Origin of the sequence: Streptomyces sp. NBC_00989, from assembly GCF_045162655.1 — a bacterium.
Classification (GTDB): domain Bacteria; phylum Actinomycetota; class Actinomycetes; order Streptomycetales; family Streptomycetaceae; genus Streptomyces.
In genome coordinates this window covers 9,650,288-9,664,383 of sequence record NZ_CP108728.1, presented here as the reverse complement: position 1 = coordinate 9,664,383, position 14,096 = coordinate 9,650,288, and the positions used below count along the sequence as shown (strand labels likewise).

The window sequence follows — 14,096 nt, the reverse complement described above, 5'->3', positions numbered from 1 at the left end:
TGTCCGTCTGCCCGGAGCGATCACCGCGGTGTTTCCCCGCGCTCTCGTTCGGCGTCACAAGGCGCTGCACCCAAGCGGGACAACACCGCGGCCGGGAGCCGTAAGGCATCGCCCCGTGGTGGACATTACTGTGCATGGACGCGGATGAACGGGGCGAACAGCTGGAGCAGCTGTTCCGGCAGACCTTCCGCCGGGTGATGGCGTACTGCTTGCGCCGGACCGGCGAGACAGCGGCACACGACGTGGTGGCCGAGGTGTACGGGATCGCCTGGCGCCGACGACGGCAACTGCCCTCGGACGACGAGGAGGCGGTGCTGTGGCTGCTCGGCATCGCACGCCGGGTGCTCGCCAACCAGGCGCGTAGTCAACGGCGTTGGGCACGGCTGCTGCTACGGGTGGCCGAACGTACCGATCCGCCGGACACCGGCCGGCTCCAGCATGACGGGGGCGACGATCTGGCGGCGGCCCTGGCGCAGGCGTCGGACGCCGACCGGGAACTGCTGCGCCTGGCCTACTGGGACGACCTGTCCCGGCAGGACATCGCGACCGTGCTCGGCATCTCGGTCGGCGCCGTCGACACCCGCCTGCACCGAGCCAGACAGCGCCTGCGCGTACGCCTCGACGCGGCGAGCTCTCACCAGGATCCGACCGACGAGAAGGACCACAAGGAGAAGGACCATGCTGAGCGATGACGAACTCGACCGGATGCTGCGGGCCGGCGATCCGGCTCCCGCAGGCTCGGCGACCGACCCGGACTCGCCGACCGCCGCACGGATCCTCGCGCGGGTTCGCCGGAGCGCGCGACAGCGGCGCAGGCGGATCCTGGTCCTCGCCCCGGCGGTGGCCCTGACCGTCGCCGGCGTCACCGCGGGGACCTATGCGTGGGTGGCCGGTGACGGCAAGGGCCACACCCTCGACTCGACCGGGCTGACCTGCGACGGCCCCGACCGGGGCGATGCCGTGGTCGGCTTCGATCCCGGCGCCGACGATCCGGTACTCAAGTGCCGTCAGCAATGGCCGGAGTTGTTCGGCAAGCCGGCGCCCAGCACGCTCACCGCCTGCGTCGACAGCTCCCGGCAGGGCTCCATCGTCGTGTACGCCGGAGGCCGCGACCAGTGCGGGCGCCACCGCGCGGATCCCTATCTCGGGCCGACCCGGGAACAGCTCGGCCTCGCTCTCTTCCGCACCGACCTCAAGGCGCACTTCGCCGGGCGCACCTGTGTCCCCTACGCCGAGTTCAGGAAGGTGGTCGGCCGACTGCTGGCCGAGCACGACCTCACCGGCTGGAAGAGCGGCCACTTCCAGACCGCCGACAAGGAACCGGAAGGAGCCTGCGCGGAGATCAGCTACTACGACGAGCCGGAGAAGACGATCTGGCTCGGCGACCACCAAGCCGGCGACCCCATGACCTGGCCGTAGACCGGCAACGCCCACACACCGCGAAGGGCGGAGGGTGGCGGCTCCCCCTTCCCGTGGCGGCTCCCCCTCCCCCGTGGCAGCTCCCCCCTCCCCCACCCCCCTGTATCGCAACGGGAGTTGCTCAAGGCGGCCCTCGTTGGTCCCGGTCCGGCGGAACTTTTTCCCTGCACGCCCCTTGCCGTCGTTCGCGGCCCCTCCCTACAGTCTCGTCCCAGTCAGTCGATACGTATCGACACCGCGTATCGACACCGAGGGAACCGAGGGAGGTGCTCGCATGGTGACAAGCCGGGACGTGGCCCGGTTGGCGGGCGTCTCCCAGAGCACCGTCTCCTATGTCATGAGCGGGCGCCGCTCGATATCCCCCGAGACCCGCCGTCGGGTCGAGGAGGCGATCGAGACGTTGGGGTTCCAACCCAACGCGGGCGCCCGGGCGTTGGCGAGTCAGCGCAGTCAAGTCATCGGCCTGGTCGTGCCGTTCGCGCCCGGGGCCGACATGACGGGGGTGCTGCCCTTCATCGAGACGATCACCAAGTGCGCCCGGGAAGAGGACCACAACGTCATCCTGGCCACCGAGGACGAGGGCGCCGAGGGCCTCACCCGGCTCAGCGACCAGTCCCTGTGCGACGCGATCGTGCTGATGGAGGTCGGGTCCAAGGACCCGCGCATCCCCGTGGCCGCCGGGCTGAGCGTGCCCGTCATCCTGATCGGCGTGCCGGACGACCCCGCGGGCCTGTACTGCGTCGACCTGGACTACACGCTGGCCGGACGTATGGCGGTGGACGAACTGGCCGCCTCCGCGCACGACCGCGTCGTCCTGCTCGGCTATCCCCGTGACGTGCTGGCGCGCGACGTCAACTTCGTCCGCCGCTTCCTGCGGGGAGCCGAGGACGCGGCCGCCGCGCACGGCATCGCCTACGCCGAGGTGAGCCCGCCGGACACCAGCCGCGCCGGGGCCGAGGCCGCCCTGGACGAGGCGCTTGCCGAACAAGGGCCCGGCGACGGCAGGTTGGGCCTTGTCATCCCCGATCCCCAGTTGATTCAGCCGACGTTGCAGAGCCTGCTGGACCGAGGTCTGGTCCCGGGCCGCGACCTGTCCGTCATCGGACTGTGCACGGACCGCACGGCCGAGACCTCCACACCCCCCGTCACCAACCTCTCGCTGGAACCCAGGGACGTCTCGCGCCGCGCGATGAGGATCCTGTTCCGGCTGCTCAACCGCGAGAGCGTGCCCACCACTTCGACCGTCGAACTGGTGACCCCACGCCTGACACTTCGTCAGACCAGCCTGTCTGCCCGCTGATCCCCACCGTTTCGTGTCAAGGGGGATGACGCCTCACCGCTGTCGATACGCATCGACACCCTGCGCGGTCCACCCGAGACAGCGCCGACCGAGGAGAGAACGAACATGGCTCAACGACGAGCGATCCTCAGCAGAACGACACTGACGGTGACCCTCGCGCTTCTGGCGCCGCTCTCCCTGAGCGCCTGTGGCTCGAACAGCGGATCGTCCGGCGGCGCCGACACCCTGCGGGTGATGGACTACTACGCCGATCAGCCCGACAAAGGGATCTACGCGAAGGTCCTGGACGCGTGCGGGCAGCAGAACGGCGTGAAGATCAAACGGGAGGCCGTGGCCGGGCCGTCCCTGATACCCAAGGTGCTGCAACAGGCTTCGTCGCGGACCCTGCCCGACGTGCTGATGCTCGACAACCCCGACCTGCAACAGATCGCCGCCAGCGGCGCCCTCTCCCCGCTCGGCGACTTCGGCCTGAAGGCGGACGGATACGCCAAGGGCGTGGTGGACGCCTCGACCTACCAGGGCAAGCTCTACGGCCTGCAACCGGTGACCAACACACTCGGCCTCTTCTACAACAAGGACATGCTCGACAAGGCCGGGGCCAAGCCGCCCACCACCTGGGCCGAGCTCAAGTCGGCCGCCAAGAAGCTCACTTCGGGCAAGCGGTACGGCATCGCCTTCGCCGCACCGGCCACCTACGAGGGCACCTGGCAGTTCCTGCCGTTCATGTGGTCCAACGGCGGCGACGAGAAGGACATGGCAACTCCCCGGACCGCACAGGCACTTCAGCTCTGGGTGGACATGGTCAAGGACGGATCGGCATCGAAGTCGGTGGTCAGCTGGGCCCAGGCCGACGCCAACGACCAGTTCGCGGCGGGCAACGCGGCCATGATGGTCAACGGCCCCTGGCAGTTCCCTATCCTCGACAAGAAGACGAGCCTGCACTACGGCGTCGTACAGATCCCCGTGCCCGAGGCCGGCGGAACTCCCGTCGTCCCGCTGGGCGGTGAGACCTGGACCGTCCCGCAGACCGGCAATGCGCAGCGCCAGGCCAAGGCGGCGAAGGTGGTCGCGTGCCTCAACTCCGACGAGAACCAGCTGTCGCTGGCCCAGCAGCGCCAGACCGTGCCGACGAAGACCGCGCTGATGGACAGGTTCGCCGCCGAGCAGCCCCGGATGAAGGCGTTCACCGACCAGGTGCGCAACGCCCGTGCCCGCACAGGTGAGTTGGGCAAGGACTGGCCGAAGGCCGCCACCAAGATCTACACGGCGATACAGACCGCGCTCACCCAGGGGGCGACTCCGGCGAAGGCACTGAAGCAGGCCCAGGATGGCTGACGTACTGCGCCGCGCGGTGCGGGCCAAGGGGCGTGCGGCGCCGGCCGCGGAGAGTGCCCCGGCGGGCCGGAGGCTCGGAAGGCTCGGGAAACGCGACCGGCTGCGCCAGTCGCACGTGCTGTTCCTGCTGCCCGCCCTGGCCTACATGGTGGCCTTCTTCGGCTACCCGGTCGTGAAGAACGTCGTGATGGGGTTCCAGCACTACACGACGACCACCTTCTACACCGGCCAGGCGCCCTGGGTCGGTATCGCCAACTACCGGGCCGTCATATCGTCCTCCGTCTTCGACAAGGCACTCCTCAACACGGTTCTGTTCACGGTGGGTTCGATCGCGGGACAGTTCCTCACCGGTCTGTCGATCGCCCTGTTCTTCCGCCGCCGGTTCCCGCTGAGCGGCGTCATGCGCTCTCTGCTGCTGTTGCCTTGGCTGGTCCCGCTGATCGTCTCCAGCGCGGTATGGCGCTGGATCCTCGACCAGGACAACGGCGTCCTCAACCGGTTCCTCGGCGCCCTGCACCTCGTACAGGACCGTCCCGGCTGGCTGACCAGCACCTCGCTGGCGCTGTTCGCGGTGATCGTGGTCAACATCTGGATCGGCATCCCGTTCAACGTCGCGATCCTCTACGGCGGACTCCAGGACATCCCCGAGGAGTTGTACGAGGCGGCGGCCCTGGACGGCGCCACGGGCTGGCGGGCGTTCCGGCACGTGACGTGGCCCCTGCTGCGGCCCGTGGTCAGCGTGGTGCTCGTGCTCGGCGTCGTCTACACGGTCAAGGTGCTGGACGTCATCCTCGGGCTCACCAACGGCGGCCCGGCCAACGCGACGCAGACCATCGCCAGCCAGTCCTACCAACTCTCCTTCCAGCAGTTCGACTTCGGGCAGGGTGCCGCGCTCGGCAACATCCTCATCGTCGTCTCGCTGGTCTTCGCCGTCCTCTACCTGCGCGCGAACCGCCGCGCCGTCGAGCAGTGAGGCCGTCATGGCAACCGTCACGCACTCAGCCGTCCAACCGGCCACGCACACACCCCTCCACCGGCGGCGCTCCCGGCGGCCGTGGGGATACACCGCCATCGGCGCGCTGATCCTGGCCGTGATGCTGTTCCCGGTCTACTGGATGGTCAACGTCTCCCTCCAGCAGGCCAACACCGCCGTGAGCACGCCCTGGTTCCCGACCCACCTGAACTTCGACGGCTACGCCACCGCGTTGAGCCAGCAGGGGCCAAATCTCCTGACCAGCCTGGTCGTCGCGGTGGGGAGCGTGGTGTTCAGCCTGATCATCGCGAGCCCGGCCGCGTACGCGCTCGCGCACGTCAACGCGCGCTGGGTCGGTCCGGTGCTGTTCGGGATCCTGATCAGCCAGATGGTCCCCGGGATCGTCGTGGCCAACGCCCTCTACAGCGCGTACAACGACCTCGGACTGCTCAACTCGATCCCCGGCCTGATCCTGGCCGACTCCACCGCCGGTATCCCCTTCGCGATCCTGATCCTGCGGGCCTTCATGGGCAACATCCCCGCCTCGGTGATCGAGGCGGCCCGGGTGGACGGGGCGGGCAGGGTGCGGGCGTTCGCCTCGATCGTCCTGCCCATGAGCAGGAACGCCCTTATTACGGCTGGGCTGTTCACGTTCCTGTTCACCTGGAGCGACTTCCTCTTCGCGCTGACCCTGACGACGACCGAGGACGTCCGCCCCGTCACCCTCGGCCTCTACCAGTACCTCGGCGCCCACGTCAGCGACTGGAACGCGGTGATGGCCACCGCGACCCTCGCCTCGGTACCGGCTCTCGTGCTGCTGCTGGTGGCACAGCGCCACATCGCCACCGGCGGAGCCGTCAAATGACCCGCCCCCAGGGCGACTTCGGAGAAAGGCAGAACACCCCTGTGACCACGTCTTCCGCACCACCCCCGGCCCCGGCCCCGATCCGCGTGACCGTGTGGGGGGAGAACCGCCACGAGAAGATCGAGGAGCACGTGGCCAAGATCTACCCGCAGGGCATGCACAGCACGATCGCCGAGGGCATCAAGGAGAACCTCGGCGACACCTGCACCGTACGCACCGCGACTCTGGACGATCCCGAACACGGCCTGACGGAAGAGGTGTTGGCCTCGACCGACGTCCTCACCTGGTGGGGACACGCGGCCCACGCCGAGGTGTCCGACGAGGTCGTGGAACGGGTGCACCGGCACGTGCTGTCGGGCATGGGCCTCGTGGTCCTGCACTCCGGCCACTGGTCGAAGATCTTCGTCAAGCTCATGGGCACCAGCTGCACCCTGCGCTGGCGCAACGAGCACGACCGCGAGCTGGTGTGGACGGTGAACCCAACGCATCCCATCGCCAAGGGAGTTCCGCATCCGCTCGTCGTCGAGGAGGACGAGATGTACGGGGAGTTCTTCGACATCCCCGTCCCGGACGAGCTGGTGTTCGTCAGCTCGTTCACCGGCGGCGAGGTGATCCGCAGCGGCTGCACGTTCCGTCGCGGCCACGGCCGGATCTTCTACTTCAGCCCCGGCGACCAGGACTACCCCGTCTACCACAACAAGGACATCCGCCGGGTGATCGCCAACGGCGTCCAGTGGGCGCGCACGGACCGGCCCGAGCGCAGCCACCCGGTGCTGCTGCGCTACGACACCGACGACTTCTTCAACGGCGTGGACTACTCGGGGCCGCTTCGATGACCCACCGGACCATCCCCTGCGGGCCCGACGACCCCCTGCGCGTGCTGGTGGTCGGGGCCGGCTCCATGGGACAGCAGTGGCTGACCACCGTAACCGCCGCGCCCGAGACCGCACTTGCCGGCATCGTCGACCTCGACCTGGACGCGGCCCGGCGGTCCGCGGCCGGTCTGGGCCTGCCGGACCTTCCGGTCGGCTCCGACGCGGTCGCGCTCGCGGCCGACACCGGCGCCCAGGCGATCATCAACGTGACGGTCCCGGTGGCCCACCACCCCGTCACCACCGCCGCGTTGTTCGCCGGGCTGCCCGTCCTCGGCGAGAAGCCGATCGCCGACACCCTGGCCCACGCCCTGTCCCTCGCCGCCGCGGCCGAGGTGAGCGGCGAGCTGTTCATGGTGAGCCAGTCACGGCGCTGGAACCCTCAACTCTTCGCCCTGCGCGGCATGTTGGGGGACCTTGGCGCGATCGGCACGCTGACGACCGAGTTCTTCAAGGCGCCTCACATGGGCGGTTTCCGTGAGGAGATGGCGTACCCGCTGCTGATCGACATGGCGATCCACGCCTTCGACTCGGCCCGTTTCCTGCTCGGCGCGGACCCGGTCTCCGCCTACTGCCAGGCGTACAACCCGCCGTGGAGCTGGTACGACGGCGACGCGGCGGCAAGCGCCGTCTTCGAGATGGAGGGCGGAACACGCTATGCCTACAACGGCAGTTGGTGCAGTCCGGGCGCCGAGACCTCGTGGAACGGAGTGTGGCGGGCGAGCGGCGAGAAGGGCTCGGCGCTGTGGGACGGCGACAACGAGCCCGTGCTCGCCGCCGACGTACAGCCCGCCGAGCGGCCCCGCTCCCCGTACTCCGACATCGCCGGAGCGCTGCGGGTCTTCGTCGAGTCGCTGCGGACCGGCAGCGTGCCCATGGGCGAGGTGCACGAGAACACCATGAGCCTGGCGATGGTCGAGGCAGCGGTGGAGTCGGCCAGGACCGGGCAACGCGTGCTCGTCGACGACGTCCTCGACCAGGCGTACACGACGGCCCTGCGCGACGAGAAACGCCCCAACGTACGTGCCGCCCTGTCCAGTTGGCCGTCGGTCCGCGGCGCCCTCGCCCCGCACCAGGCACCGCCCGCCGCCGCGTCCTCCTGACGCCCTACCGATACGGAGATCCCGTGCCCCGCCCTTCGCCCGCCCCCGTTTCCGGCCGCCCCCGTCTCGGGGTGGCGATGATCGGCCACTCGTTCATGGGAGCCGTGCACTCCCAGGCCTGGCGCACCGCGCCCCGAGTGTTCGACCTGCCCTTCGACGTCGACATGACCGTCGTCTGCGGCCGTGACCCGAAGGGCGCGGCACGGGCCGCCGAGCGGCTGGGGTGGGGCGACTCGGCGGCCGACTGGCGGGAGCTGGTCCGCCGCGACGACGTGGACGTCGTGGACATCTGCACACCCGGGGACTCCCACGCCCACATCGCGATCGCCGCGCTGGCCGCCGGCAAACACGTGCTGTGCGAGAAGCCCCTCGCCAACACGGTCGAGGAGGCCGAGCGCATGGCCGCCGCCGCGCAGGTCGCCGCAGAGGCCGGCGTCCGGTCGATGGTCGGCTTCAACTACCGGCGCGTGCCCGCCTTGGCACACGCGGCGCGGCTGATCGCCGAGGGCCGGATCGGTGAGGTGCGGCACGTCAGGGCCCAGTACCTCCAGGACTGGCTCGTCGACCCCGAGTTCCCCCTGGTGTGGCGGCTGCGCAAGGACCGGGCCGGGTCCGGCGCGCTCGGGGACCTCGGCTCGCACGTCATCGACCTGCTCCAGCACCTGACCGACGAGCGGCTCACCGGAGTGTCGGCGACCCAGGCCACGTTCGTCACGGAGCGCCCCCTGCCCACGGAATCCAGTGGGCTCGCGGCCCGCGCCGGGGAACAGCGCGGACCAGTGACCGTCGACGACGCGACCGCGTTCACCGGCCGGCTCGAAGGGGGCGCCCTCGTCGTGGTCGAAGCGACGCGCTTCGCCACGGGACGCAAGAACGCGATGCGGATCGAGGTGAACGGCTCACGCGGGTCGGTCGCCTTCGACTTCGAGTCGATGAACGAGCTTCTGCTGTACGACGCCGCCGACCCGGAGAAGGAGGCGGGATTCCGCCGGATCCTGGTCACCGAGCCCGCCCACCCCTACCTGGGTGCCTGGTGGCCGCCCGGTCACGGCCTGGGCTACGAGCACGCGTTCGTCCACCAGGTCCACGACTTCCTGACGGCGGTGGCGAAGGACGGGAGCGATCCGCGCCCGTCGTTCGCCGACGGCCTTCAGGTGCAGTACGTCATGCGGGCCGTCGAGCGCAGCGCCGCGGACTTCTCCCGCTGGACGAGCGTCGGCTGACCACATGGAGCACGACAGCCGCCCACTTGGGCGGCGCTTCCCGCACCGCCGTTCCGGCCAGCCCGGCCCGTGCCCTTGTCGAAACGACACGCGCACGGGCCTCAACACCCCTGTCCCCGCGCCGCGTTGGCCCCGCCGAACCACTCCCCGCATACGCACCGCACCCCAGCCCGGCAACCACGAGCCCCGCATCCAAAATCGAGGAATCCCCTGTCCCCCGGCCTTGATGTGACGGAAGATCCCCGTATGACTCAACATCAGAACGACCCGGCGTCGACGACCGGCGCGGCCGACGCCTACCTGGCGGGACTCCGTGAACGGCTCGCCGCCGACGGGTCGTTGGTGACCGCGACCGCCTTTCGCGACCGCCCGGTGACGATCGGCAGCCGGGCGGACCGCAAGGCGAGATGGTTCGGTACCAAGGCGGAGCTGTTCGTCTTCGCCGCCTCGGTCCCCGAGGTCGACCAGGCCCTGCTGACCGAGTACACCGGGTGGGCCCTGGACTACGCGAAGAACCTGCGGGGCGGGCTCGCCGGCGCCCGCAACGCCGCGCTGATACTGCCCGCACTGGTCACCGGCAACGCCCAGCCGGCCGCGCGGACTTGGGCCGCCCAGGACGCCCGGGTCCTCGGAACGTCCTTGATCGGGCGGCCCATCACCGTGGAGACGTCGGGATCGGGAGTCACCCGGGTCACCATGTACCGGGGCGGGAGCATGTACGGCGGGATGTTCACGGGGCACGTCCTGGAGAAGGCCGCACTGTATTTCCCCTAGTGCTGCCCGCAGTACTTCCCGCAACTCCCCTAGCGCTATCCGCAGTTGGCCGAACAAGGGCCTGGGAACGACCCCGGGCCCCCTTCAGCCGCGCCAGCCACCTCAACCACCTCAGCCGATCGGCTCCGGCATCGGCCGCACGTCGTAGGCAAGGCTGATCGCGTCCCCGCCCGCCGCGTCCCCCAGTTCGACGCGCCAGCCGTCCGCGAACTGGTCGACATCCGGAGCCATCGGAATGGTCCCGGAGATCAGGACGGTCCCGGGGATCAGCTCGCCGCGGGAGCGCAGGACGTCAACCCAGTAGGCCGGGGTGAGGAGTTCGGCGAGCGTGCCGGTCTGGATCTCGGTCTCCGTGCCCGCGTGGCTGACCCAGGCGCGCAACGTGATCTCGTCGATACGGGACTCCACGTCGGCCAGCCGCCAGGCGCGACGGGCGAGGACGTCGGGGCCGGCGTTCTTGCTCCACGCCACCCCGTGCACCTCCAGGTCGCGGTCGGTGTGATCGCACGCGGCGGTCAGCAGCAGCTCCCCGCCCTCCGCCACGACCAGCGCCCACTCCGCCTCGCCGGACGTGCGGCCGTGCTGGACCGCGACCCGCTCGGTCTGCTGGGCGAGGTACGGGGAGACGGGGTAGAGCGCCGGCGTCACGGACGGGCCCGGCACACCCAGCTCGGCGAGTTCCGCGACGTGCGCCGCGACATCGTCCTGGCTCCGCCCGGCGTACCCGGCGTTGAGGACCTGCACGACATCGACCTCGCGCGTCGATCCGTCGGGCAGTTCGAAGGTCAGCACGGACATGAGGGCACTCCCAGGGATCGGGGAACAGCGGACGGGCCACGGAACCTGATTTCTCCGCGGTTAACTTCCGGCGCAGGGCTTGCGCATACGACCTGTATACAAGAAGTATGCCGGAAGGTCGATGTCCCCGAGCAAGGATGGGCCCCATGCACGACACCCCGAAGAGCGACGCCGTCGCCCCGCGGAGCGACACCGACGCCGCACGGAGCAAGACCGATGCCGCGCGAAGCGACACCGCGGCGAAGCGCTCCGGCGTCCGCCGCGCCTTCGTCGCGAGCCTCACCGGCACGGCCCTGGAGTGGTACGACTTCGCGGTCTACTCCGCCGCGGCCGCCCTCGTCTTCGGCGATCTGTTCTTCCCCTCCGAGGACCCGCTCACCGGCACACTCCTCGCGTTCTCCACCTACGCGGTCGGCTACCTCTCCCGCCCCCTCGGCGGCTTCGTCTTCGGCCGGCTCGGCGATGTGATCGGCCGCAAGAAGGTGCTGATCGCGACCCTCGTCCTGATCGGCGTGGCCACCTTCCTGATCGGCCTGCTGCCCGCCTACGGCACGATCGGCGTGGCCGCGCCGATCGCCCTGGTCGTGCTGCGCTTCGCCCAGGGCGTCGGCGTGGGCGGCGAGTGGGGCGGCGCGGTCCTGCTGTCCAGCGAGTTCGGCGACTCCCGCCGACGAGGCTTCTACGCCTCCGCCGCGCAGGTGGGCCCGCCCGCGGGCAACCTGCTCGCCAACGGCGTCCTCGCCGCCCTCGGCGCCCTGCTGACCGAGGCGCAGTTCGAGTCGTGGGGCTGGCGGGTCGCGTTCCTGCTCTCCGGCGTACTGGTCGGCTTCGGCCTCTGGATCCGGGCCAAACTGGAGGAGACCCCCGTCTTCAAGGCGATGGAAGCGGAACAGCCCCGCCCCCAGACCCCCATCCGCGAGGTCTTCACCACCCAGCCCCGCGCCCTGACCGCCGCGATCCTGTGCCGCGTCGGCCCCGACGTGCTGTACGCCATGTTCACCGTCTTCGTGCTGACGTACGCCACCCAGGAACTCGACATGTCACGCGGCTCCGCCCTCGCGGCCGTCCTCATCGGCTCCTCGGTCCAGGTCTTCCTGATGCCCCTGGCCGGCGCCCTCTCCGACCGGGTCAACCGCCGTCTGCTGTACGGCGTTTCGGCGATCGCCGCCGCGGTGTGGCCGTTCGTGTTCTTCCCGATGGCGGCCGGCGGCTCCTGGCTGCCGCTCGCCGCCGGAGTCCTGGTCGCCCTGGTGATCCACTGCTGCCTCTACGGCCCGCAGGCCGCTTTCATCGCCGAACAGTTCTCACCCCGGCTGCGTTACACCGGCTCCTCGCTGGCGTACACCCTGGCCGGCCTCATCGGCGGCGCCATCGCCCCGCTCCTGTTCACCACCCTGCTGAGCGCCTACGACAGCTGGGTGCCGCTGGCCGTCTACATCGCCCTCGCCTCCGCGATCTCCCTGGTGGGCGTCCTCCTGGGCCGCAACCCCGAGGCCGCCGTCGACGAGGACGAACAGCTCGCGGCCCCGAAGACCCCGGCCCCGGCGGACCTCCCGCTCCCCCACTGACAACGGCCACACCAACCCGACCCAGATCCCGTCCCAGACAAGGAGGCACCGCCCATGCGGATCGCCCTCGGCCAGCTCACCACCGGCCCCGACCCCGAGAAGAACCTGCGCCTCGTCGAGGAGTGGACGCGCCGCGCCGCGGACGCCGGAGCCCGCGTCGTCGTCTTCCCGGAGGCGACGATGGCCTGCTTCGGCACCCCGCTGACCCCGCTCGCCGAGCCCCTCGACGGCCCGTGGGCCGACGGTGTCCGCGAGATCGCCCGCACGACCGGCACCGTCATCGTGACCGGCATGTTCACCCCGGCCGACGAGGGCCGGGTGACCAACACCCTGCTGGCCACAGGACCCGGCGTCGAGGAGTCGTACGACAAGATCCATCTCTACGACGCCTTCGGCTTCCGCGAGTCCGAGACCGTGGCTCCGGGTTCCCGTCCCGCCGTGATCGAGGTGGACGGTGTCCGGCTGGGCCTGGCGACCTGCTACGACGTCCGCTTCCCGGAGCTGTTCCGGGCGCATGCCGACGCCGGGGCGGTGGGCACCCTGCTGGCGGCCTCCTGGGGTGCCGGTCCCGGCAAGCTCGACCAGTGGCAACTGCTGGTGCGGGCCCGCGCGTTGGACGCCACGGTCTGGGTCGCCGCCGTCGGCCAGGCCGATCCCGGTACCGGTCCGGGCCCGGTGCCGACCGGCATCGGGCACAGCCTGGTGGTCGGCCCCGACGGGACCGTACGGGCGTCCCTCGGCGCGGATCCCGAGTTGCTGGTGACGGACCTGGACGTCGACGAGGTCGGCGCGGTCCGCGAGAAGACGTCCGTACTGGCGAACCGGCGGCCGGAGGTGTGGCGATGAGCGGGCCCGAGCTGGAGTTCCACCGACCTGACGGGCCCTGGACCACCCCAGTCGGCGCGGGACCCGGCGTCGAGGAGTGCGTGCTGGCCGAGGACCCCGAGAGCGGGCGGCGCACCGCGCTCGTCCGGTGGGCGCCGGGCACGGACTCCTCGGCCGCGGGCGTGGCCCTGCACGACGTATGGGAGGAGGTCTATCTCGTCGAGGGAGCGATGCACGATCTGACGCTGGACCGCACCTTCGCGGCGGGCATGTACGCCTGCCGTCCTCCGGGCATGCCGCACGGGCCGTGGACCTCGGCGGACGGCGTGACGATGCTCGTGATCACGTATCCCTGACTCCTGCGGAGTGGCATCAGCCGTCGAGGAGCACCCTGAGGGTCGACTGCAGATGGTGGTCGATGGCCGCGCACGCGGCCTGTGCGTCACCGGCGGCGAGGGCGTCCACGATGGCCTCGTGCTCGTCGAGCACCGCCTTCTGCCGGCCCTGCTGGTTGAAGACGGCGACCACTCCGGCGCGGACCTGGCGGCTGCGCAGACCGTCGTAGTGCCGGTCCAGAAGGGTGTTCCCTACGGCCGACACCAGGGACGCGTGGAAGCGGTGGTCCACGGCGATGAACTCCCGGGTCTCCTCGGCGCCGGTGAGCGCGCGCTGCTGGTCCAGCAGGGAGCGCAGCTCCTCCAGGGGCACCCGCCCGGCCGCGACCAGCCGCTCGGCCGCGTACCGCTCGACCAGGCCGCGCAGCTCCATCAGCTCCCGGACCTCGCGCCCCGTCAGCGGCGCCACCCGGGCACCGCGCTTGGGGACGAGTTCGACCAGGTCCTCCGCGGCTAGCATCAGCAGCGCCTCGCGGATGGGGGTGCGGGAGACACCGATACGATCGGCGAGCTCCTGCTCCGACAGGAAGGCCCCCTGCATCCCGGGGTCCGTCAGCACCGTGTCCTTGAGATACGTGTAGGCCTTCTCCCGACCGGACGCCACGGCAACCCCCAGACATCGCATACAGTTTGTATACCGACGCTA

The 14,096-nt window shown here is 70.4% G+C and carries 15 protein-coding genes; 13 read left to right on the top strand and 2 right to left on the bottom strand.

Features of this window, described 5'->3' with window-relative positions:
* Window positions 1-134: 134 nt before the first annotated feature.
* The 10 genes from OG714_RS43380 to OG714_RS43335 all read left to right on the top strand — a co-directional run bounded on the left by OG714_RS43380 (window position 135) and on the right by OG714_RS43335 (window position 9,864).
* A complete protein-coding gene (locus tag OG714_RS43380; RefSeq protein ID WP_406129429.1) occupies window positions 135-692 on the top strand; it encodes an RNA polymerase sigma factor in 558 nt (185 codons plus the stop codon).
* Window positions 679-1,419 (top strand): hypothetical protein, encoded by a 741-nt coding sequence (locus OG714_RS43375; RefSeq protein ID WP_406129428.1) that lies wholly within the window; start codon window positions 679-681, stop codon window positions 1,417-1,419. The genes OG714_RS43380 and OG714_RS43375 overlap by 14 nt, the downstream gene beginning before the upstream one ends.
* Before the next feature lie 274 nt (window positions 1,420-1,693).
* Window positions 1,694-2,719, top strand: coding sequence for a LacI family DNA-binding transcriptional regulator (locus OG714_RS43370; protein WP_406129427.1), 1,026 nt, complete (start codon window positions 1,694-1,696; stop codon window positions 2,717-2,719).
* A 105-nt stretch (window positions 2,720-2,824) separates the two neighbouring features.
* Window positions 2,825-4,054, top strand: coding sequence for an extracellular solute-binding protein (locus tag OG714_RS43365; RefSeq protein ID WP_406129425.1), 1,230 nt, complete (start codon window positions 2,825-2,827; stop codon window positions 4,052-4,054).
* Window positions 4,047-5,027 (top strand): carbohydrate ABC transporter permease, encoded by a 981-nt coding sequence (locus OG714_RS43360; protein WP_406129424.1) that lies wholly within the window; start codon window positions 4,047-4,049, stop codon window positions 5,025-5,027. The genes OG714_RS43365 and OG714_RS43360 overlap by 8 nt, the downstream gene beginning before the upstream one ends.
* Before the next feature lie 7 nt (window positions 5,028-5,034).
* Window positions 5,035-5,892 carry a carbohydrate ABC transporter permease gene (locus OG714_RS43355; RefSeq protein WP_406129422.1) on the top strand — a complete coding sequence of 286 codons (858 nt, stop codon included), beginning with the start codon at window positions 5,035-5,037 and terminating at the stop codon, window positions 5,890-5,892.
* Window positions 5,889-6,728 carry a ThuA domain-containing protein gene (locus OG714_RS43350; protein ID WP_406129420.1) on the top strand — a complete coding sequence of 280 codons (840 nt, stop codon included), beginning with the start codon at window positions 5,889-5,891 and terminating at the stop codon, window positions 6,726-6,728. Before OG714_RS43355 ends, OG714_RS43350 begins: the two co-directional genes overlap by 4 nt.
* On the top strand, window positions 6,725-7,867 hold the full coding sequence (locus OG714_RS43345; protein ID WP_406129419.1) for a Gfo/Idh/MocA family protein: 1,143 nt from the start codon (window positions 6,725-6,727) through the stop codon (window positions 7,865-7,867). The genes OG714_RS43350 and OG714_RS43345 overlap by 4 nt, the downstream gene beginning before the upstream one ends.
* A gap of 77 nt (window positions 7,868-7,944) precedes the next feature.
* Window positions 7,945-9,090: a Gfo/Idh/MocA family protein gene (locus OG714_RS43340; protein ID WP_406132147.1), complete on the top strand. Its 1,146-nt coding sequence runs from the start codon at window positions 7,945-7,947 to the stop codon at window positions 9,088-9,090.
* 246 nt (window positions 9,091-9,336) lie between these two features.
* Window positions 9,337-9,864, top strand: coding sequence for a hypothetical protein (locus OG714_RS43335; RefSeq protein WP_406129417.1), 528 nt, complete (start codon window positions 9,337-9,339; stop codon window positions 9,862-9,864).
* A 111-nt stretch (window positions 9,865-9,975) separates the two neighbouring features.
* Here OG714_RS43335 and OG714_RS43330 read toward each other — a convergent pair whose 3' ends face one another.
* Window positions 9,976-10,662, bottom strand: a complete 687-nt coding sequence (locus OG714_RS43330; protein ID WP_406129415.1) for a DUF2848 domain-containing protein — start codon at window positions 10,660-10,662, stop codon at window positions 9,976-9,978.
* Between the two features lie 146 nt (window positions 10,663-10,808).
* Between OG714_RS43330 and OG714_RS43325 the strand changes: the two genes are divergently transcribed.
* The 3 genes from OG714_RS43325 to OG714_RS43315 are packed head-to-tail and all read left to right on the top strand — an operon-like array spanning window position 10,809 to window position 13,411.
* Entirely contained in the window at window positions 10,809-12,230 is a 1,422-nt protein-coding gene (locus tag OG714_RS43325; protein WP_406129413.1) for an MFS transporter, read from the top strand.
* Window positions 12,231-12,284: 54 nt separating this feature from the next.
* Window positions 12,285-13,076: a carbon-nitrogen hydrolase family protein gene (locus OG714_RS43320; protein WP_406129411.1), complete on the top strand. Its 792-nt coding sequence runs from the start codon at window positions 12,285-12,287 to the stop codon at window positions 13,074-13,076.
* On the top strand, window positions 13,073-13,411 hold the full coding sequence (locus tag OG714_RS43315; protein ID WP_406129409.1) for a cupin domain-containing protein: 339 nt from the start codon (window positions 13,073-13,075) through the stop codon (window positions 13,409-13,411). Before OG714_RS43320 ends, OG714_RS43315 begins: the two co-directional genes overlap by 4 nt.
* 16 nt (window positions 13,412-13,427) lie before the next feature.
* Here the strand turns inward: OG714_RS43315 and OG714_RS43310 are convergent, their stop codons facing one another.
* The gene (locus tag OG714_RS43310) at window positions 13,428-14,054 is read right to left on the bottom strand and encodes a GntR family transcriptional regulator (protein WP_406129408.1); all 627 of its coding nucleotides are present in this window, start codon (window positions 14,052-14,054) and stop codon (window positions 13,428-13,430) included.
* Window positions 14,055-14,096: the final 42 nt, after the last annotated feature.